General features: G+C 62.3%; 20 protein-coding genes and 1 pseudogene. 8 read left to right on the top strand and 13 right to left on the bottom strand.

The features are described 5' to 3' along the window. Positions 1-184: 184 nt before the first annotated feature. The 4 genes from V1294_RS37435 to V1294_RS37450 form a co-directional block, all read right to left on the bottom strand. Positions 185-715, bottom strand: coding sequence for a hypothetical protein (locus V1294_RS37435; protein ID WP_334486030.1), 531 nt, complete (start codon positions 713-715; stop codon positions 185-187). 95 nt (positions 716-810) lie between these two features. Beyond that, positions 811-1,392 (bottom strand): YqaA family protein, encoded by a 582-nt coding sequence (locus tag V1294_RS37440; protein WP_334490017.1) that lies wholly within the window; start codon positions 1,390-1,392, stop codon positions 811-813. 63 nt (positions 1,393-1,455) lie between these two features. Then, a complete protein-coding gene (gene hisE, locus V1294_RS37445) occupies positions 1,456-1,938 on the bottom strand; it encodes a phosphoribosyl-ATP diphosphatase (protein WP_334504320.1) in 483 nt (160 codons plus the stop codon). A 123-nt stretch (positions 1,939-2,061) separates the two neighbouring features. Then, positions 2,062-2,487: a hypothetical protein gene (locus V1294_RS37450; protein WP_108512182.1), complete on the bottom strand. Its 426-nt coding sequence runs from the start codon at positions 2,485-2,487 to the stop codon at positions 2,062-2,064. 352 nt (positions 2,488-2,839) lie between these two features. Here V1294_RS37450 and V1294_RS37455 point away from each other — a divergent pair, with 352 nt between their 5' ends. The 6 genes from V1294_RS37455 (at position 2,840) to V1294_RS37480 (ending at position 10,412) form a co-directional block, all read left to right on the top strand. Then, positions 2,840-3,829 (top strand): ABC transporter substrate-binding protein, encoded by a 990-nt coding sequence (locus V1294_RS37455; protein ID WP_334504993.1) that lies wholly within the window; start codon positions 2,840-2,842, stop codon positions 3,827-3,829. Between the two features lie 147 nt (positions 3,830-3,976). Then, complete coding sequence (locus tag V1294_RS37460) at positions 3,977-5,755, top strand: glucan ABC transporter ATP-binding protein/ permease (RefSeq protein WP_334486038.1); 1,779 nt, start codon at positions 3,977-3,979, stop codon at positions 5,753-5,755. A gap of 208 nt (positions 5,756-5,963) precedes the next feature. Next, positions 5,964-7,385, top strand: coding sequence for a D-alanyl-D-alanine carboxypeptidase family protein (locus V1294_RS37465; RefSeq protein ID WP_442895413.1), 1,422 nt, complete (start codon positions 5,964-5,966; stop codon positions 7,383-7,385). A gap of 175 nt (positions 7,386-7,560) precedes the next feature. Then, the gene (locus tag V1294_RS37470; RefSeq protein ID WP_334504322.1) at positions 7,561-9,243 is read left to right on the top strand and encodes a long-chain fatty acid--CoA ligase; all 1,683 of its coding nucleotides are present in this window, start codon (positions 7,561-7,563) and stop codon (positions 9,241-9,243) included. A gap of 22 nt (positions 9,244-9,265) precedes the next feature. Further along, complete coding sequence (locus V1294_RS37475) at positions 9,266-9,817, top strand: DUF924 family protein (RefSeq protein ID WP_334504324.1); 552 nt, start codon at positions 9,266-9,268, stop codon at positions 9,815-9,817. Between the two features lie 109 nt (positions 9,818-9,926). Then, positions 9,927-10,412, top strand: coding sequence for a peroxiredoxin (locus V1294_RS37480; RefSeq protein ID WP_108512187.1), 486 nt, complete (start codon positions 9,927-9,929; stop codon positions 10,410-10,412). A gap of 137 nt (positions 10,413-10,549) precedes the next feature. On the opposite strand, the gene rnhA is transcribed toward V1294_RS37480, so the two are convergent. Genes rnhA through ispH form a run of 3 tightly spaced genes read right to left on the bottom strand, consistent with a single transcriptional unit; the run spans position 10,550 to position 12,980 of the window. Then, complete coding sequence (gene rnhA / locus V1294_RS37485; RefSeq protein ID WP_065752206.1) at positions 10,550-11,014, bottom strand: ribonuclease HI; 465 nt, start codon at positions 11,012-11,014, stop codon at positions 10,550-10,552. Further along, entirely contained in the window at positions 11,011-11,991 is a 981-nt protein-coding gene (locus tag V1294_RS37490) for a homoserine kinase (protein WP_334486050.1), read from the bottom strand. The genes rnhA and V1294_RS37490 overlap by 4 nt, the downstream gene beginning before the upstream one ends. Before the next feature lie 5 nt (positions 11,992-11,996). Then, a complete protein-coding gene (gene ispH / locus V1294_RS37495; RefSeq protein ID WP_108512190.1) occupies positions 11,997-12,980 on the bottom strand; it encodes a 4-hydroxy-3-methylbut-2-enyl diphosphate reductase in 984 nt (327 codons plus the stop codon). Between the two features lie 219 nt (positions 12,981-13,199). Between ispH and V1294_RS37500 the strand changes: the two genes are divergently transcribed. Beyond that, positions 13,200-13,898: a DUF1013 domain-containing protein gene (locus V1294_RS37500; RefSeq protein ID WP_334486053.1), complete on the top strand. Its 699-nt coding sequence runs from the start codon at positions 13,200-13,202 to the stop codon at positions 13,896-13,898. Positions 13,899-13,963: 65 nt separating this feature from the next. Here V1294_RS37500 and V1294_RS37505 read toward each other — a convergent pair whose 3' ends face one another. Then, positions 13,964-16,429: an ATP-binding protein gene (locus V1294_RS37505; protein ID WP_334504326.1), complete on the bottom strand. Its 2,466-nt coding sequence runs from the start codon at positions 16,427-16,429 to the stop codon at positions 13,964-13,966. A 185-nt stretch (positions 16,430-16,614) separates the two neighbouring features. Between V1294_RS37505 and V1294_RS37510 the strand changes: the two are divergent. Beyond that, positions 16,615-16,734: pseudogene (locus tag V1294_RS37510) on the top strand (DUF1013 domain-containing protein); the annotation flags it as partial. Positions 16,735-16,825: 91 nt separating this feature from the next. Here the strand turns inward: V1294_RS37510 and V1294_RS37515 are convergent. From V1294_RS37515 to V1294_RS37535, 5 genes are all read right to left on the bottom strand, one after another. Beyond that, a complete protein-coding gene (locus V1294_RS37515) occupies positions 16,826-17,086 on the bottom strand; it encodes a SemiSWEET transporter (protein WP_334504328.1) in 261 nt (86 codons plus the stop codon). Positions 17,087-17,150: 64 nt separating this feature from the next. Then, positions 17,151-17,369 (bottom strand): alkylphosphonate utilization protein, encoded by a 219-nt coding sequence (locus V1294_RS37520; RefSeq protein ID WP_334504330.1) that lies wholly within the window; start codon positions 17,367-17,369, stop codon positions 17,151-17,153. A 195-nt stretch (positions 17,370-17,564) separates the two neighbouring features. Next, positions 17,565-17,771: a DUF6494 family protein gene (locus V1294_RS37525; RefSeq protein WP_108512192.1), complete on the bottom strand. Its 207-nt coding sequence runs from the start codon at positions 17,769-17,771 to the stop codon at positions 17,565-17,567. 13 nt (positions 17,772-17,784) lie between these two features. Continuing rightward, positions 17,785-18,054 (bottom strand): hypothetical protein, encoded by a 270-nt coding sequence (locus V1294_RS37530; RefSeq protein ID WP_417021199.1) that lies wholly within the window; start codon positions 18,052-18,054, stop codon positions 17,785-17,787. 202 nt (positions 18,055-18,256) lie between these two features. Beyond that, positions 18,257-18,964 carry a nitroreductase gene (locus V1294_RS37535; RefSeq protein WP_442895414.1) on the bottom strand — a complete coding sequence of 236 codons (708 nt, stop codon included), beginning with the start codon at positions 18,962-18,964 and terminating at the stop codon, positions 18,257-18,259.

Here is an 18,964-nt window from a genome sequence, read left to right on the forward strand (position 1 = left end):
GCCAGACGTCATACCAACAAGGCAATCTTTCCAGTGTCAAGTATTGCGTTTTGTCGCTAGCTTGGAATGACTTTTCTGCGAAAACTCATTCCACGCCAGCTTTTTGTTTGCGCATAATCTCCGGGCAAACGCGTTCCGCGTTTGTCGCGAGGGAAAACCGGTGCCCACTTTTCCGGATCATGCACTACTGGCAGAGCGCCCTCGTCACGTAATTTTCGTTCTTGCAGTCGCCCGGCTGGCGCTTGTAGCCCGGCAGATACACTTTCGGCGAGCATTTCTCGGCAGCATCCGTGTCGAGGCTCTTGCCTTCCTTGTAGCCCTTGCTCTGGCACAGCCGGTCGGCGCCGGCCTTGCAGTCCGGCGCGCCGTTGGAGGACACCAGACACGCCGCCCGCCCGCTTACCATGATCGAAGGCTTGGCCATGTTCGACAGACTCTGGCCGGCGTCCTTGGTGCGCGCGTTGAAATCGTCGATGGTCTCGCTCGGGCTCCTCAGCGGTAGCAGCGATTTGGATTTCTCGAACAGTTTTTCGATTTCGTTGATCAGCCCCGGATTTTCCTCGCGTCGCGGCGGGGCCGGCTCGATCTGCTGCGGCCGAGGCTGAGCCAACACCGGTTGCTGGGCCGGCGACTGCAGGCCAAGCGAGGACTGGGGCGCGGCCTGCGGCCAGGCAACTTCGGGAGAGATCGCCAGCATGGATGCAACGAGGCCCATGGCCGCGCGTTGCGCCCCGAATAGCTTGAATAAACGGCCGGTTCGATCGGACATGGCGCGGAACGTAGCCTGAAGCCGGCATGCCGGCAAAGCGGCTAGACCAGCTTGAACGCAACGACGAAACCGAGCACCAGTACAACCGCCCCGATGGCGACCCACAGGCCGAGCCGCTTTTCCAGCTCGCTCCGGATCACGTCGCCGTAGCGGTTGAGCAGGACGGCGACCACGAAGAAGCGCCCGCCGCGCGCGACGATGGAGCACAGGATGAACAGCCAGATGTTGTAGCCCGCGAAGCCCGAGGTGATGGTCACGAGCTTGTAGGGGATCGGCGTCAGGCCCTTCACCAGGATGATCACCGCGCCCCATTCGGCATAGGAGGCCCGGAAGGTCTCGACCTTGTCACTGAGGCCGTAAAGGGTAATGAGCCAGTGCCCGATCGAATCGTAGAGCAGCGCGCCGATCGCGTATCCGACCACGCCGCCGGCGACGGAAGAGATCGTGCACACGGTCGCGAACCACCACGCCTTCTTCGGCCGCGCCAGCGACATCGGCAACAGCATGATGTCGGGCGGAATCGGGAAGAACGAGCTTTCCGCGAAGGATACGGCCGCCATGATCCAGAGCGCGTAAGGCTTGTCAGCGGCGTCGATGCACCAATCGTAGGTCCGTTTCAGCATGGCCGCATGAACCATCATGCGGCGGATTTGTCCATGCCGGAAAAGGACGAAATTGGAGGGGAATTAGTGCCGTTTATGCGAGGAGCGGCCTTCCAGCGCGACAATTCGCCGCCGGACCGCGGGGGACGCCGTCGCCTTGGACAACTCCTTGGGCAAAGTCTTGGGCAACGCCTTGGCAGATGGCGGCTTGGCGGGTAGCGCCTTGCTCGCGAGAACTTTGGGCATTTTAACCGCCGACTTCGGCAGCTTCTCGGCGATGCCGAGCATATCCTCGCGGCGCCCCATTTCGCGCCAGACATCCTCCGGCTTCACGCCGGCGGAAGCCCAAAGGACGATCAGGTTATAAAGCAGATCGGCACTCTCGCGGACCACCGCGTCGGTCTTGCCGTTGACGGCGTCGATGACGACTTCGATGGCTTCCTCGGCGAGCTTCTTGGCCATTTTGGAGGGACCGCGCTGAAACAGCCGGGCCGTTCGCGACGTGGCCGGATCGAGATCCCTGGCCGCGATGACAGCCTGATAAAGCCGTTCGAGCGAATCACTCATCATACCAACCTAATGCAAAGCCGTGGCGAGCGTGTTAACGGCCAGGCCTGCAACCAGAAAAAATACACCGGCCGAAGCGGCCGGTGGATTCATCTTTAACGACTGCTTTAACGGCGGTCACAATTACCAGCTAGCGAGGGGATGCCCGCGATAGTGGGGCACGCCCGATCGATAATAACCGCCGCCATAGTAGGGGCCGCCTCCGTAATAGACCGGTCCGCCGTAATACGCCGGCGCGCCACCGTAGTAGCCGTAGCTGTCATAATAATAGTCGCGCCGGTTCTGGGCGGCCGCGATCGCAAGCCCCGTGCCGACGATGCCAGCAAAGGCCGCCGCTGCCGCGGCACCACCGCCGCCGCGGTAATATCTGCGGCGCGCGCTGATATCGGTCGCATCGCTGGTCCCTGCCGACGCCGTGACGCCCTTGCCTGAAGTTGCGGAGCCGGCGAAGGCCATCGATGGCTGGACCGCCGTCAGCGCTACCGCCGCGATCGTCGCCACCGCGCCGGCGCGGCCGATCGATGAAAACAAACCCTTTCGCGCAAACATCTCGACATCCTCCGTGGGAGCTGGCCCGACAGGCCTCCGATGGCTAACCACTGAGCAGATACTAGGTTCCCGAATCCGAACGGCAGCTGAACGATCCCTGGCAAAATCATGGCAGTCATCGACCGTTCAGGTTAGATGCTGCAGAATGGCTCGCCCAAGAGCGATTCATGCCGTTGGCGATGTCACGAAACAGTCATCGCCGGCGCGGCAACTTGTCCCACCTCGTGCTGATGTAACCTCGATGCGTGCTGTCAGGACCAACGTCATCCGCTCTTGCCTGAGCGCTCTCTTGAGCGTTCGCTCGAGGGTTCTCTTGGCTTCGCTTGCCGGGCTGTGCGCAATTGCGGGCTTGATGGCGAGCAATGTCCTGGCCGCGGATGAACCCCGGCCTCCCCTCGCGATCCAGTTTTCGCTCGATCGTCCGATCGATGCCGCCGCCGCCCCATTCGTAATGGCCTCAACCGGCGGCCTGTTCAGCGCGGAAGCGCTGGCGGTCACGACCAACATCGCCAGCGGATCGCAGGATGCGATTGCGCGCGTCGCGGCCGGCACCAGCGATTTTGCCCTCGTCGACATCAACGCGTTGATGCGGTTTCGCGACAAGGACAAGCAGGGCAGCCCGAGGATCAAGGCGGTGTTCGTGCTGTTCAACAAGGCGCCCTATTCCATCATCGCCCGCAGAAGCCGCGGCGTCCGTGCGCTGACTGACATCGAGGGCAAGACGCTCGGCGTCGCCGAAGGCGACCTGTCGGTCCGGCTGTGGCCGGCGGTGGCCCACCAGAACGGCATCAAGATCAAGACCGTGAAACAGAGCAGCATTAGCGCCGCAGTACGCGAGCCGATGCTGTCGGCGGGCCAGATCGATGCCGTGACCGGATTCTCTTATCTGTCGGCGATCAATTTGAAGGACCGCGGCGTGCCGGCCGACGATCTGGCGGTGCTGAAACTCGCCGACTATGGCTGCGAGGCCTATGGTTTCGCTGTTATCGCCAATCCGGCGCTGGCAGCCGCCAAGCCCGAGACGGTGAAGGGATTCGTGCGGGCCGCGATCGGTGGCCTGAATCTCACCGTCAAGGACCCTGCAGGCGCTGCGACCGAAGTCGCCAATCGCATGGACGGCGGCTCAAAGGACCTCGAACTCGAACGCCTGCAAGCCATCCTGCGCGACAACATCCTGACCAGCGAAGTGAAACGCAACGGCATCGGCGCGATCGATCCGGCACGCTTCGAACGCTCGATCGACCAGGTCTCGGAAGATTTCAAGTTTCAGAAGCGGCCGCAGGCTTCCGACATTTTTGACGACCAGTACCTGCCGCCGCTCAACGGCCGCTTGATCAATTGAGGCAGTGCCCCTCATGGAGAGGTGGGCGTTATCCGCAAGCGATTAGAGATAAAAGCGATTGAACAAATTCATCCCGCTCTGGTTCTCCGCCGCGATCCCTGATTAGTATAGCGGCCGCTGATCGCTTCCCTTGAGTCCTTGATCCGAATGTCCATGCTGCGCCTCTACACCCGCGTCCTCGAGCTGCTCGGCAAGGAGGCGCGGCTGGGCTGGATTCTGGCCTTCGCCAACCTGCTGCTGGCCGGCGCGCAATTCGCCGAGCCGGTGCTGTTCGGCAAGATCGTCGACGTGCTCTCCGGCAAACCGCAGGCCGGGCCGCTGGCGTCGAATTCGGCGTGGCCGCTGCTCGCGGCCTGGGTTGCGTTCGGCCTGTTCACGATCCTCTGCAGCGCGGCGGTCGCGCTCAACGCCGACAAGCTGGCGCACCGCCAGCGCCAGGTGGTGCTGACGGATTATTTCGAGCATATCATGCAGTTGCCGCTGACCTTTCATTCCGGCACCCATTCCGGCCGGCTGATGAAGGTGATGCTGAACGGCACCGATGCGCTGTGGCGGCTCTGGCTCGGTTTCTTCCGCGAGCATTTTGCCGCAATCCTGTCGCTGGTCGTGCTGCTGCCGCTCGCGCTCTACATCAACTGGCGGCTGGCGATCCTCCTGTTCGTGCTGTGCGTGGTGTTCACGGTGCTGACCACGCTCGTGGTGCGCAAGACCTACGGCATGCAGAGCGAAGTCGAGGCGCAATACAGCGACCTTTCGGCGCGCGCCTCCGACGCGCTCGGCAATGTCGCACTGGTGCAGAGCTTCGTGCGGATCGATGCGGAAGTTCAGGGCCTGCGCTTCGTCGCCGACAAGCTGCTCGCCGCTCAGATGCCGGTGCTTGGCTGGTGGGCGCTGGTCACCATCATCACCCGCGCCTCCACCACCATCACGGTGCTGGCGATCTTCTCCGTCGGCATCTACCTGCACGGACAAGGGCAGACCACGGTCGGCGAGATTGTCATGTTCGTGAGTTTTGCGACCATGCTGATCCAGAAGCTCGAACAGGTGGTGAGCTTCATCAACAGCGTGTTCATGGAGGCGCCGCGCCTGCAGGAATTCTTCGACGTGCTGGACGCGGTGCCCGCGGTGCGCGACCGGCCCGGCGCGATGGATACCGGCCGCCTCTCCGGCCTCGTCGAATTCAACGACGTCTCGTTTTCCTATGACGGCAAGCGGCCCGCGGTCGAGGACGTTTCGTTTACCGCCCTGCCCGGCCAGACCATCGCGCTGGTCGGCCCGACCGGCGCCGGCAAATCGACGGCGATCGCGCTTCTGCACCGCGCCTTCGACCCGCAATCCGGCATTATCAAGATCGACGGCATGGATATCCGCGGCCTGAAGCTGACCGCGCTGCGGCGGAACATCGGCGTGGTGTTCCAGGAGGCGCTGCTGTTCAACCGCTCGCTCGCCGACAACCTCCGCGTCGGCAAGCCGGACGCCACCGACGAGGAAATGCGCATCGCCGCAAGCCGCGCGCAGGCGCTGGAATTCATCGAACGCAGCGAAAAGAAATTCGAGACCCACGCCGGCGAGCGCGGCCGCATGCTGTCCGGCGGCGAACGGCAACGCCTGTCGATCGCGCGCGCGTTGCTGAAGGACCCGCCGATCCTGATCCTCGACGAGGCGACCAGCGCGCTCGACGCCGTCACCGAAGCCAAGGTCAACGCCGCCCTCGACGAGGTCATGAAGGGCCGCACCACCTTCGTGATCGCGCACCGGCTTTCAACCATTCGCAACGCCACCCGTATCCTGGTGTTCGACAATGGGCGCGTGATCGAAAGCGGAACTTTCGATGAACTGGTGGCCAAAGGCGGACGCTTTGCGGAACTCGCGAAGGCCCAGTTCATGGTGCAGGAGAATGCGCGCGCCGGAATCGAGGCCAAATAGGCTAGCGTGAGCGCGATCACGGTTTGGACATCGCCGAATTTGCGACGATTTCGTCCACCATTTAATCGCCCGGGCTCTGTTCTGGCCGGCCAAGCCGGTATAGGTTTGCTGCCGCAAAGCGACGGCGCCGGACACGCTTGAAACCCGAACGTTAGCTTCTCAAGGACCTCCTTTTCGAAGGCGGGTCTCAAAGGACCGGAACGGAAAAGTGCAACTTCTTCGCCTGCTGCCACGCCATTCGTCGATGAACTGGATTCTCCTCGTGGCGGCGCTAGCCGTCGTGACGCCGCGCGCCGTGCAAGCCGAAGCGCTGCTGGTCGTTGAAGCCGACACCGGCAAGGTGCTGCAGGCCGACAACGCCACCATGCCCTGGTACCCCGCCTCGGTGACCAAGATCATGACCGCCTACGTCACGCTAAAGGCCGTGAAGGACGGGCGTCTGTCGCTCGACACGCTGCTGACGGTGTCGCCGGTCGCAGCCTCGGAATCGCCGTCCAAGATGGGTTTTCCTCCGGGCACCCAGGTCACCGTCGACAACGCGCTCAAGATGATGATGGTGAAGTCGGCCAACGACATGGCTGTGGTGCTTGCCGAAGGCGTCGGCGGATCGATCGACGGTTTCTCGGCGATGATGAACCAGACCGCCGCGAGGCTCGGCATGACGCAGACGAGCTACGTCAATCCGAACGGCCTGCCGGCGGATGGACAGATCACCTCGGCGCGCGATCTTGCGATCCTGGCGCGCGCCGTCATTCGCGACCTGCCGGAATACGAATACTTCATGCACATTCCCTCGATCCGCTACGGTCGCAGGGTGACGCAGAATTTCAACAAGCTGATCGGGCGCTATCCCGGCGCTGACGGTTTCAAGACCGGCTTCATCTGCGCTTCCGGCTACAATCTGGTTGCGTCTGCGACGCGCAACGGCAAACGGCTGATCGCCGTCGTGCTCGGCGCGTCCTCGGGACAGGCGCGCGCGGTTCGCGCCGCGCAGTTGCTGGAGCGTGGCTTCGGCAACGGACTTGGCTGGCTGAAGCCTTCGCTCGGTACCGTCGACAGTCTGGTTCCGATCGATGCGACGCCGCCGAACCTGCGCGAAGAGATGTGCAACGGCAAACGCAAGCGGCCGGCCACCGACGAGGACGCCGACGTCGTCGCCACCAACGGCAGCGCGTCGAGCGGCGAGACCGCGGTCACGTTCTTCACCGCCGCCGGGCTGCAGCCGCCGATGGCCAAGCCCGCGGACTTGATGGCTGCCGCGGCGGTGCCGTCCGAGCCCGTCCCGGTCTATACCGGTCCGACCAAGACCGGCGCCGCGTTGATCGCGGCCGTTGCGGCGGAGGCCCAGAAGCAGGCCTCGGCAAAGCGCGGCAAGAAGTCGAAGATTGCAGCGAAGAAGCCCGACGCCGCGGCAGCACCCAAGGCTGAAGCCAGCGCGAAGCCGGCCGCCAAGCCTGCGACGGTCAGGCATGCGAACGCCAAGCCGGAGGCTGCCGCCACCAAGCCAGCCGCCGCGGCCGATAGAAAGCCAGCCGCCAAGTCTGCTGCCGTCGGAGACAAGCCCGCGCCGAAGCCGGCCAAGCCGAAGGCCACCGCCAAGCCCAAAGGCGAAACCAAGCCGGCTGGTTAACGGGCCGCGAAGCCACCGTAATTAGGCAGCTTTCCTGCCGTTCGGCCGAACTATTCCAGATCGCCGAATGCGTCGATAACGCGCAGCCGCTTGCCATCGGCGGCGGCATTCACAATACTGCCCAAAACAAGGCGAGCCCGGCCAGGAAACAGGGAAACAAGCAGAGGGGAATACCATGGAGCGGATCTGGCTCAAGCAATATCCGGCGGGCGTGCCAGCCGATATCGACGTCACCCAGTACTCATCGCTGGTCGAGCTGTTGGAAGAAAGCTTTGCGAAGTTCGCCGACCGCAAGGCGTTCATCTGCATGGACAAGTCGATCAGCTACCGCGACCTCGACGATATGTCGGCCGCGCTCGGCGCCTATCTGCAGGGCAAGGGCCTGCAAAAGGGCGCCCGCGTCGCGCTGATGATGCCGAACGTGCTGCAATATCCGGTCTCGACCGCCGCCGTGCTGCGCGCCGGCTATGCGGTCGTGAACGTCAATCCGCTCTACACCCCGCGCGAGCTCGAGCATCAGCTCAAGGATTCCGGCGCCGAGGCGATCATCGTTCTGGAGAATTTCGCCACCACCGTGCAGCAGGTGATCGCGAGGACCGCGGTCAAGCACGTGATCGTCGGCAGCATGGGCGATCTCTTGGGCTTCAAGGGCGTCATCGTCAATCTGGTGGTCCGCAAGGTGAAGAAGATGGTGCCGGCCTGGTCGATCCCGGGCGCGGTCTCGTTCAACGATGCGCTCGCCGCCGGCCGCGGCAAGAAGCTCGACAAGCCGAAGCTCACGCTCGATGACGTCGCCTTCCTGCAATACACCGGCGGCACCACCGGCGTCTCCAAGGGCGCGACGCTGCTGCACAAGAACATCCTCGCCAACGTGCTGCAGAACGATGCCTGGCTGCAGCCGGCGCTGAAGAAGCCGCCGATTGTCGACCAGATGGTCATCGTCTGCGCGCTCCCGCTCTATCACATCTTTGCACTGACCGCGTGCTACCTCTTGGGAGTGCGCGCCGGCGGCACCAATCTGCTGATTCCCAACCCGCGCGACATGGCCGGCTTCGTCAAGGAGTTGATGAAATACCAGGTCAGCTTCTTCCCGGCCGTCAACACGCTCTACAACGGCCTGCTCAACACGCCGGGCTTCGACAAGGTCGATTTCTCCAAGCTGAAAGTCTCCAACGGCGGTGGCATGGCGGTGCAAAGACCGGTTGCCGAGAAGTGGTTGAAGATAACGGGCTGCCCGCTGGCGGAAGGCTACGGCCTGTCGGAAACCTCGCCGGCGCTGACCTGCAACCCCGCCGACACCGACCAGTTCTCCGGCTCGATCGGCATTCCCGTGCCGTCGACCTACATCTCGATCCGCGACGACGACGGCAAGGAGGTGCCGCTCGGCGAGCCGGGCGAGATCTGCGCCAAGGGCCCGCAGGTGATGGCCGGCTACTGGAACCGGCCGGAAGAGACCGCCAACGTGATGACCGCGGACGGCTTCTTCCGCACCGGCGACATCGGCGTGATGGATGAGCGGGGCTACACCAAGATCGTCGACCGCAAGAAGGACATGATCCTGGTCTCGGGCTTCAACGTCTACCCGAACGAGATCGAGGAAGTGATCGCGAGCCATCCAGGCGTGCTCGAATGCGCCGTGATCGGCGTAGCCGACTCGAAATCGGGCGAAGCGGTGAAGGCCTTCATCGTCAAGAAGGATCAAAACCTCACGGCCGACGACGTCATCAAATATTGCGGCACGCAGCTCACGGCCTACAAGGTCCCTAAGCAGATCGAGTTCAGGACCGATCTGCCCAAGACCAATGTCGGCAAGATCCTGCGCCGCGAATTGCGCGACGAGAAGAAGGCCGCGGCCTAAAAGCCGTACGGACTTGCTGTCAATGGTCGAAGATTCCGTCACGCCGGCCGGGATTCTGGCGTTCTGGCGTGACGCCGGTCCCAAGCGCTGGTACACGCCCGATGAAGCGTTCGACGCGGAGGTGCGCCGGCGCTTTTTCAGCCTGTGGCAGCGCGCGAAGGCCGGCGAATTGTCGCCATGGGAAGCGAGCGATGACGGCGCGCTGGCGCTCGTCATCGTGCTCGACCAGTTTCCCCGCAACATGTTCCGCGGCGACATCAGGACCTATGCCAGCGATGCCGAGGCGCTTGAAGTGGCGCACCGTGCCGTCGATCGCGGCGTGGAAGCGCGGATCGATCCCGCTTTGCGTGAATTCCTCTATCTGCCGTTCATGCATTCGGAGCATCTCGCCGACCAGCTGCGCTGCATCGAACTGGAGCGCGCGGCCGGCCATACCGAAAGCCTGAAATGGGCCGAGCACCACGCCGAGATCATCCGGCGCTTCGGCCGCTTTCCTCACCGCAACCGCCTGCTGGGCCGCGAAACCACGCCCGACGAGCAGGCCTTCCTGGACCAAGGGGGCTTTTCACCGTGATGACGGAAGCGTGAACGGGCGCTACGGTTGCCGTTTCAGCGCCCGCGAATATTGTACCGGCCGCCTGCCCGGTCTAAGAAACTATCCGCTCATTGAGGGAGAATTGAAGATGACGATCCAAGTTGGCGACAAGCTGCCGGAAGCCAAGTTTCGCGTGATGACGGCGGAAGGTCCGCAGGTCAAAACCACCGACGATATTTTCAAGGGCAAGAAGGTGGCGCTGTTTGCGGTGCCCGGCGCCTATACCGGTACCTGCCACAAGATGCATCTGCCGAGCATCTTCCTCAACGCCTATGCCATCAAGGACAAGGGCGTGAGCACCATCGCCATCGTCTCCGTCAACGACGCCTTCGTCATGAACGCCTGGAAGCGCGACACCGACCAGCGCGACGAAGCCGTATTCCTCGCCGACGGCAATGCCGACTTCACCAAGGCGATCGGCATGGAGCTCGACGCCTCCGGCAACGGGCTGGGCATCCGCTCCAAGCGCTACTCGATGCTGGTGGACGACGGCGTGGTGAAGAAGCTCAACCTCGAGCCGGCGCCCGGCAAGGTCGAGGTTTCCGGCGGCGATACGCTGCTGGGGCAGCTCTGAGCTCTACGTCATTGCGAGCGAAGCGAAGCAATCCATTTCACCGCGTGTGCTGAAGCATGGATTGCTTCGTCGCTACGCTCCTCGCAATGACGGTTGTTGGCGCTCGCGCCTATCAAAGCTGTCGTCGCCCGGCGGGCCTACTTCCCTACCCTCTCCTGCAACCGCGCCATCGCCACGCCCTCACGCGCCAATTGATCGGCGCGCTCGTTTTCGGCGTGGCCGGCATGGCCCTTGATCCAGTGCCAGCGCACCTGGTGCGGTTTCAGCGCGGCATCGAGCCGCTGCCATAGTTCGACATTCTTGACCGGCTTCTTGTCGGCGGTGCGCCAGCCGTTTTTCTTCCAGCCGTGGATCCAGCCAGTGATGCCCTGACGCACATACTGGCTGTCGGTGGTGAGGTCGACCACGCACGGCTTTTTCAGCGCTTCCAGCGCCGAGATCGCCGCCATCAGCTCCATGCGGTTGTTGGTGGTGTGGGCCTCGCCGCCCTTCAGTTCTTTCTCTTTGTCGCCGAATCTCAGGATGGCGCCCCAGCCGCCGGGGCCGGGATTGCCCGAGCAGGCGCCATCGGTGAAGACCGTCACGTGGGGCAGTTCGCTCAAGCGACGCATCCCGGCTGGGTCAGGCCGTAATCGCGCACGCTCGCGACGTTCTGGTGGAAGCGCAGCTTGCGGACATATTCGAGCGGGTCTTTGGGCTTGACCAGCGCGCCCGGCGGCACGTTGAGGAAATCGACCAGCCGCGTCAGCAGGAAACGCAGCGCCGCGCCGCGCGCCAGCAGCGGCAGCGCCTCCTGCTCGGCTTCAGACAATTGGCGCTCGCGGCCATAGGCGTTGAGCAACGCGCGGGCCTTGGTGACGTTGAAGGAATGATCCGCTTCGAAGCACCACGCGTTCAGGCAGATCGCGATGTCGTAGGCCAGCATGTCGTTGCAGGAGAACGGGAAGTCGATCAGCCCCGACAATTTATCGCCGAGGAAGAACACGTTGTCGGGAAACAGATCGGCATGGATGACGCCGGGCGGCAGGTCTTTCGGCCAGCACGCTTCGAGGTGATCGAGCTCGCGTGCGATGAAATCCTGCAAGCCGGGCGCGACGCTATCGGCACGCGGCGCGGCGAGATCGAACAGCGGCCGCCAGCCCTCGACCGACAGCGGGTTCTTGCGGAACATCGGGAAGTCCCGTCCCGCCACATGCATCCTGGCCAGCGCCTCGCCGACGCCGGTGCAATGCGCAGCGTTCGGCCGCCGCGGCCACACGCCTTCGAGGAAGTTGATGATCGCCGCGGGACGGTCCGCAAGCTCGCTATAGACCTCGCCCTTGCGATTGCGGGCGGGCTGCGGGCAACGCACACCGCGCTCGGCCAGATGCGCCATCAGCGACAGGAAGTACGGCAAATCGTCCACCGCCACGCGCTTTTCATAGAGCGTGAGGATGAACGCGCCCTTGCTGGTATGCAGCAGGAAGTTGGAATTCTCGACGCCCTCGGCGATGCCCTTGTAGGAGAGCAACTCGCCGATGTCGTAGCCCTTAAGGAACTCCGCGAGGTCTTCGGCGGCGACGTCGGTGTAAACCGCCATCGCGACTACTCGGCGGCAGCTTCGGGCCGCAGCGAACGCGGCAGCGGGAAGAACTCGTTCTCCTCCGCGGCCGACACCGTCTCCACATGCAATTCGAACCGCTCGGCGAAGGCGCCCATGATCTCCTCGACGATCACTTCCGGCGCGGATGCGCCCGCTGTGATGCCGAGGCTCTTGATGCCCTCGAACCGCGACCAATCGAGATCCGAGGCACGCTGTGCCAGGATCGCAATCTTGCAGCCCTCGCGCTCGGCGACCTCGCGCAGCCGCTGCGAGTTCGACGAGTTCGGCGCGCCGACCACGATCAGCGCATCGACCACCGGCGCCACCTTCTTGACCGCGAGCTGGCGGTTGGTGGTGGCGTAGCAGATGTCTTCCTTGTGCGGCCCGTTGATGTTCGGGAAGCGCTCCTTGAGCAGTGCCACGATCTCGGCGGTGTCGTCGATCGACAGCGTCGTCTGGGTCACGAAGGCGAGGTTGTTGGGATCCTTCGGCGTGAACGTCTTGGCGTCTTCCGCGGTCTCGATCAGCGTCACCGCGCCGGCCGGCAACTGGCCGAGCGTGCCGACCACCTCGGGGTGGTGGGAATGCCCGATCAGGAGGATTTCGCGGCCGCGCTTGAAATGAATCGCCGCCTCGCGGTGCACCTTCGTGACCAGCGGGCAGGTCGCGTCCAGCGAGAAGAAATTGCGGGCGCGGGCGTCGGCCGGAACCGATTTGGGAACCCCGTGGGCCGAGAACACCACCGGGGCGTTGGTATTGTCGGGAATTTCGGCGAGTTCCTCGACGAAGATCGCGCCCTTGGTCTTCAGGCTGTCGACCACGTAGCGGTTATGCACGATCTCGTGGCGGACATAGACCGGGGCGCCATAGATGGCGAGCGCCCGTTCGACGGTATCGATGGCCCGCACCACCCCGGCGCAGAAGCCTCGGGGGGAACAAAGCACGATTCTGAGATCTGGTTTCGCTGACGTTGACACAGAAGGCATCGGGGCTATCTCGGAGACCGAATCACCCCTAGCCGGCGGGCTGGGAACGGCCAATTCGCATAAGGACTTGGGACTGCTTTCGGGCTCTGTCAAGGCACTTTAGCAGACCATTGCGCCAATACCCCGGGAAGGCGTATATAGCGCCCTAATTCCCGTCATCACCGATGACCATAGGCTTCGCCTCCAAAAGAGGTGGGCGAGGCACAAAGGAGATTTGCCATGAGCAATGCACCGCTGATGCCAAAAGCGACTGCCGTGTGGCTGGTTGACAATACCGCGCTGACCTTCGACCAAGTGGCCGATTTCACCAAAATGCACCCCCTTGAGGTCCGTGCCATCGCCGATGGCGACGCCGCCCAGGGCATCAAGGGCATGGACCCGATTTCGACCGGCCAATTGTCCCGGGACGAGATCGAAAAGGGCGAAAAGGACCCGAATTACCGCCTCAAGCTCGGCGAGAGCAAGGTTGTGCTGCCGCCGGCTGCCAAGAAGAAGGGCCCGCGCTACACCCCGGTGTCGCGCCGCCACGAGCGGCCGAGCGCGATCCTGTGGCTGGTCCGCAACCACCCCGAATTGAAGGACGCGCAGATCATGCGCCTGGTCGGCACCACCAAGACCACCATCGCGAGCGTCCGCGACCGCACCCACTGGAATGCCTCCACGCTGACCCCGATGGACCCGGTGACGCTCGGCCTGTGCTCGCAGATCGAGCTCGATTTCGAGGTGCAGCGCGCCGCCAAGGAAAAGCCGGTGCCTGCGGCCTACGGCGGCGCGACGCTGCTGCCGGCCTCCGAGACCACCAAGAAGGAGCCGGAATTCGAGCCGAGCGAGAAGACGGAAGACGACCTCAACGTCGACGCCGTGTTCGCCAAGCTGAAGACGATCGGCGGCAAGAAGCAGGACGACGAAGAGGAGTAAAGATTTCTCGGCGGCTTCGGCTGGAGAGAATTCGAACGCGGCGGTTCATCCCGCCGCGTTTTTGTTTAGGAGGCCGGGCCAGTTGGATTGTCGGGATTGGATCTCCGGTAAAGCCGCGTAATGTGCTGCAGTAGTTCGTCCGCCAGGAACGGCTTGATCAGGACAGAAATGCCATGTGCAGTAACCGAGTCCACGACCTCCGACCGGATGTCGCCAGTCATGACAATGGCCGGGATGTTCCAGCCAAGTGCTGCGCGCAGGGCATTAACAGTATCAACGCCGTTGGCCGATCCGCGAAGATTGTAGTCGCATATCAGCAAGTCGGGACGGATTTCTTGCCGGTTGATTCGCGCCAGCGCGTCATTCGCAGTGGCGACCACGATCGCGTCTATGCCTTTCGTTTTCAGCAGGCGACTTAGCGAGGCCCGGACACTCTTCTCGTCTTCAACGACAAGAATGATATCGGGGAAGTCCTCCCTTTCAAATCTAGGCGTCCGCGCTCTTTCCATCGTATCGCGGCTTGAGTCTCCGCGCGGAACCTCAATCGAAAACACGGTGCCCCTGCCGGAGGTAGAGCGCACATCGATCCTGTGCTCCAGTATCTTCCCCATACGTCTGACGATGGCCAGACCTAATCCGAAACCGCCGCGCTCCGCACCATGCGCGCCCTGATAGTATTCCTGAAATATATGAGGCAGTTGATCCTGCGAGATGCCGACGCCGCTATCCCAGACCTCGATCCGAATTTTGTCGCCCGCGCGGCGGCAGCCCAGCAGAATTGTTCCCCGATCTGTATATCGCACCGCGTTCGACAGCAGATTTCGCAACATTGCTTCGAGCATTCCCTTGTCGCTACGGACCAGGAGTTTCGAACGGACCAGGCGCCACCGCACCCCCTTCTCGGCAACGGAATCGAGGAAATCGGCTGCCAGGGAATCAAACACTTCATTGATCGCGAAGTCGCGCTTCGACGGACGGAGGTCCCCGGCCTCCAGACGATTGACATCGAGCAGGCTCGACAGAATGCTGGACATGGTGTCGAGAGATCGCGCTATTCCGCCGACAAGGTTGCGTCCCTCTCCATCCGGGAGGCGCGGCTCAAGTGCCGCTTGCAGGAATCTCAACGTTTGCAGCGGTTGTCGCAGGTCATGGCTGGCGGCAGACAGGAAGCTGGTTTTTGCCTGATCTGCCAACGCCGCTGATTTCCAGGCACGGGAAATCTCTTCCTCAAATCGCATCCGCTCCGTGACGTCGGTCGTCAGGCCGTTGATACGCGTGGGCACTCCGCTTGCGTCAAAATGCGTAACTGCAATTTGCTCCAGCCACACTTCGCCGCGTCCATCCGGCCGCAGAAATCGGAACGTCATCGAATGTGAATGCTCGTCCGGACGGGCCGTGTTCAAGCGAGTGGTGACCGACGGGCGATCATCGGGATGGATTTGTCTTACCCATTCCGCGCTGCTGAGAGATTGTCTCGGGCCAAGACCCAGGATTTCGGCCGCGTTCTGGCTCAGCCGTATCAGGCCGATGCGAAGGTCCCAATCAAAGGTTATCACACCGCCGGCCCGAAGCGCTTCTTCCAGTCGATGCTCTCTTTCGAGGATCGCGAGTTCGTGTGTCCGTCGCTCGCTGAACAGAGCCGCCAGCACAAGCGCGCCGAACGAAGTGGCCAGAATGGTCGCCTGAGCAGACAGGATACGCTCCTCAAGCGGCAAGCGGGTATCGCCGAAGAGGCCAATGGCAAATATTGTCGTCCATACAATCGTCATTGCGCACATGAACGTTGCCACAGCTGTAAAGGCGGCGCGAACGCGGGCGGCGATCCACACAAACAGCGGACAGAGCGAGGCAATCGCCAGTTCGCGAGTCCACGGCTCATGGGGCAGAAAGACCAGGAGCAAACACAGCGTAGCCACGATCGCAAGCGCGAAGGTCCCCTCCGCAATTTCGCGCCGTGGCGGAGCCTTGCGCAAGAACGACGCGAGCCCAATCACCAGCGGTGCGACCGTAATAGTACCCAGTGTTTCGGAAGCGACCCAGTGACGCCATATCGTTACGGCGGATGAGGCTGAGGGGTGAAAGTACATAAATCCAAGCGTGCCTACGATACCGCTCATAAAGGCTGTAACTATCGTGGCGCCGAACAATCCAAAGACACGACGCAGCTGATTGAGCTCAAATGGTGCGCCATAGAATCGCTGGATAAGCCCTGCGACGATGACGGGTTCGCCCGCATTCGCCACGGCAAAAAACGTCGTGCTGGCAAGATTGCGGTCGCCGAGCAGATTGGCTGCAAAAGTGGCAACGACCACGCCGATGACGACCGGCCACCGAACGGTCGGCCCGAACGCCACTAGGATACCGGTGGCTACGCCCGCTGCAGGCCAGAACACTGCGACGCCGTCCGCCTTGTCGATCAGAGCGAGGCTAAGGCGCGCGGCGAGGAAATAAACAATCACGACTGAGATGGAGATGGCCCACGGCGGCCACGCCAGAGCCGAGTGCGTTGGAGGCGCATCACTTGTGGCCATATCCAAGCTCATCGTGCATACCCGCCAAGCATACGCAATTCAGCTTAAATTGCCGCTCGAGTCTCGCTTCTTCGTTCGACCGCTCTTTGTAATTAAATGGCTTGACCGCTCAGTATCCAGTGTCTGTGGTGGGCTGACAAGTGCAATCCAGCTGCTGGTGCAGTTCACGCGCGCCCTAGCGCGTTACCACGAAGAAGGAACCGGAATTGGGGCCGACCGAAAAGCAGCGCGACGATCTCAACGTCGACGCTGTGTTCGCCAAGTTCAAGACCATCGGCGGCAAGAAGCACGGCGACGAGGAACAACGGCTGCCCCTATTCGGGTTGCCAGATTTCGAACGCGGCGGTTCATCCCGCCGCGTTTTGTTTGCGGCGAATACCGCCGGCTGGCTGCGCTTCAACCGTACTTCAGCTTCATCAGGAGGATTCCGCCGGCCAGGACGATCGTAACCGCATTCGCGACGATCAGCGGCGCATCTCCGGAAAGCAGGCCGTACAACAGCCAAAGCAGAATGCCGAGCACCATGACGAGGAACATTCCAAGCGAAATGTCTTCGGTGGAGCGGGTTCTCCAGACTTTCACGAACTGCGGCGCATAAGCGAGGGTCGTGCACGCTGCAGCCGCAAACCCCAGCAGCTTGATAGCAAGTTGCTCCATGCCGCGCTTATAGCATCGATTCGAAGATGGATTTGCGAACGACGACCGGGTGAGCCGATACGGTTCACGCCTTCTTCAAGAACTCCGTGCGCAACACCAGGCCCTTGACCTTGTCGGTGCGGCCTTCGATCTCCTCGGGATCGTCCGTGAGGTGGATGTTCTTGATGACGGTGCCGCGCTTGAGCACGGTGGACGAACCCTTCAACTTCAAATCCTTGATCAGCGTGACGCTGTCGCCTTCGGCGAGCAGCGCGCCGTTGGAATCCCTGACCTTGATGTCCATGTGATGCTTTCTTTTGGAATGATCGCGACGCGCTCGCTTCTTTCCTTCTCCCCTTGTGGGAGAAGGTGCCTTCGCGAGAACGAAGGCGGATGAGGGGTCTCTATCCGCGGAGACAGACCCCTCACCCGTCTCGAATGAGCTGACGCTCATTCGATCCACCCCTCTCCCACAAGGGAAGAGGGGAAGGGACCCTCCTCAACCCAATTCGATCTCGTCGGATATCTCATGCGACAGGCTGACGCCTCCGATCGTCAGCACCATCTTCGCCGGCAGCTTCTCATTGCCCTTGAGCTTACCGGCCTCGATGGCGTCGCGCACGGCTTTTTCGATTTCGCGCTGCGAGGTGATGCCGACCTTCTTGAGGAATCCGCGCAGGCTGGCATTGAAGACGTCTTCGTTCATGAGGGCCTCCTGGTTAGGGCCTGGTCGGATTGTTCAGCATCTGCTCGGCGAGATTGCGTTGGGCACGGTCGGTGCGGGCGTTGGCATTGCCGCGCTGCACGTCGCGGTTCTTGCGGCAGATGACATAATCGTTTGAACCTGCGGCGACATTGTTGGCGCGGCAGAATGCGTCGTCGTCGGCGCTGGTGTCGACCATGGTCGGCTGGCCGCGTTCGAGGCAACCGGTGAGCAATGGGGCTGCCAGCAGGAGCGCGATGAAGTGCTTTGCGGGTCCAAATTTCATTGCAGGCCTTCCGTTTTTCATCTCGTCATTGCCGGGCACCTGTCCCCGACCTGATCGGGGATGACCCTGCAATCCATCGAAAAGATGGCAGCCTGCTTTGAAGCCGATGGATGCCCGGGTCAAGCCCGCGGCTGTCCTGTTTTAATGTTTGCAGACGAGGCACATGACGTTGATTCTTCTGTGTTCCACTTTTTGTTGCCCGCTAATCGATGAACGTCACGGTATCGGCAACGCTCGCCCGCGAGGTGCGGTAACTATTCACCTTGTGGGAATGGTCGGCGTAGCCGAACGAAATACCGCAAACCACCTTGCGATCGTCGGCCAGCTTGAAGTGCCGCCGGATCAGCCCGGAATGCCGCGCCAGTGCGGCCTGCGGAATAGTGCCGAGGCCGAGGGCCTGCGCCGCCAGCATGAAGTTGGAGACATAGGCGCCGCAATCGACCGCGCCGTAGATGCCGAGGGGCTCGTCGGTGTGGATGATCGCGACGTGCGGCGCGCCGAAGAAATTGTAGTTCTCCAGCGCCTGCTTCACATACGCCATCTTGTCGCCGCGCGCGATGCCAAGCGTGTTGTAGAGCTGAAAACCGCTCTCGCGGCGGCGCTCCAGATAGACGCCGAGATATTCGCGCGGCGGCGTGAAATCATGATCGTCCTTGGCGCCGGAGGCGGCCTCGGCATAGATCGCCTTGCGAAACTTCTCCTTGGCCTCGCCGCTCGCAATCAGCACCTGCCAGGGCTGGCTGTTGCACCATGACGCCGTGCGTTGCGACACGTTCAATACGTGCTCAATGGTCTCGCGCGGTACCTCCTGCGGCAGGAAGGCGCGAACGGAATAGCGTTCGTTCAAGAGCTCCTCGAGCACGCCGATGCGATCTTCCGTCTCGTAACGCGCCTTTGCCGCAGCGTCCAT

This window comes from Bradyrhizobium sp. AZCC 1678, assembly GCF_036924765.1.
GTDB lineage: Bacteria > Pseudomonadota > Alphaproteobacteria > Rhizobiales > Xanthobacteraceae > Bradyrhizobium > Bradyrhizobium algeriense.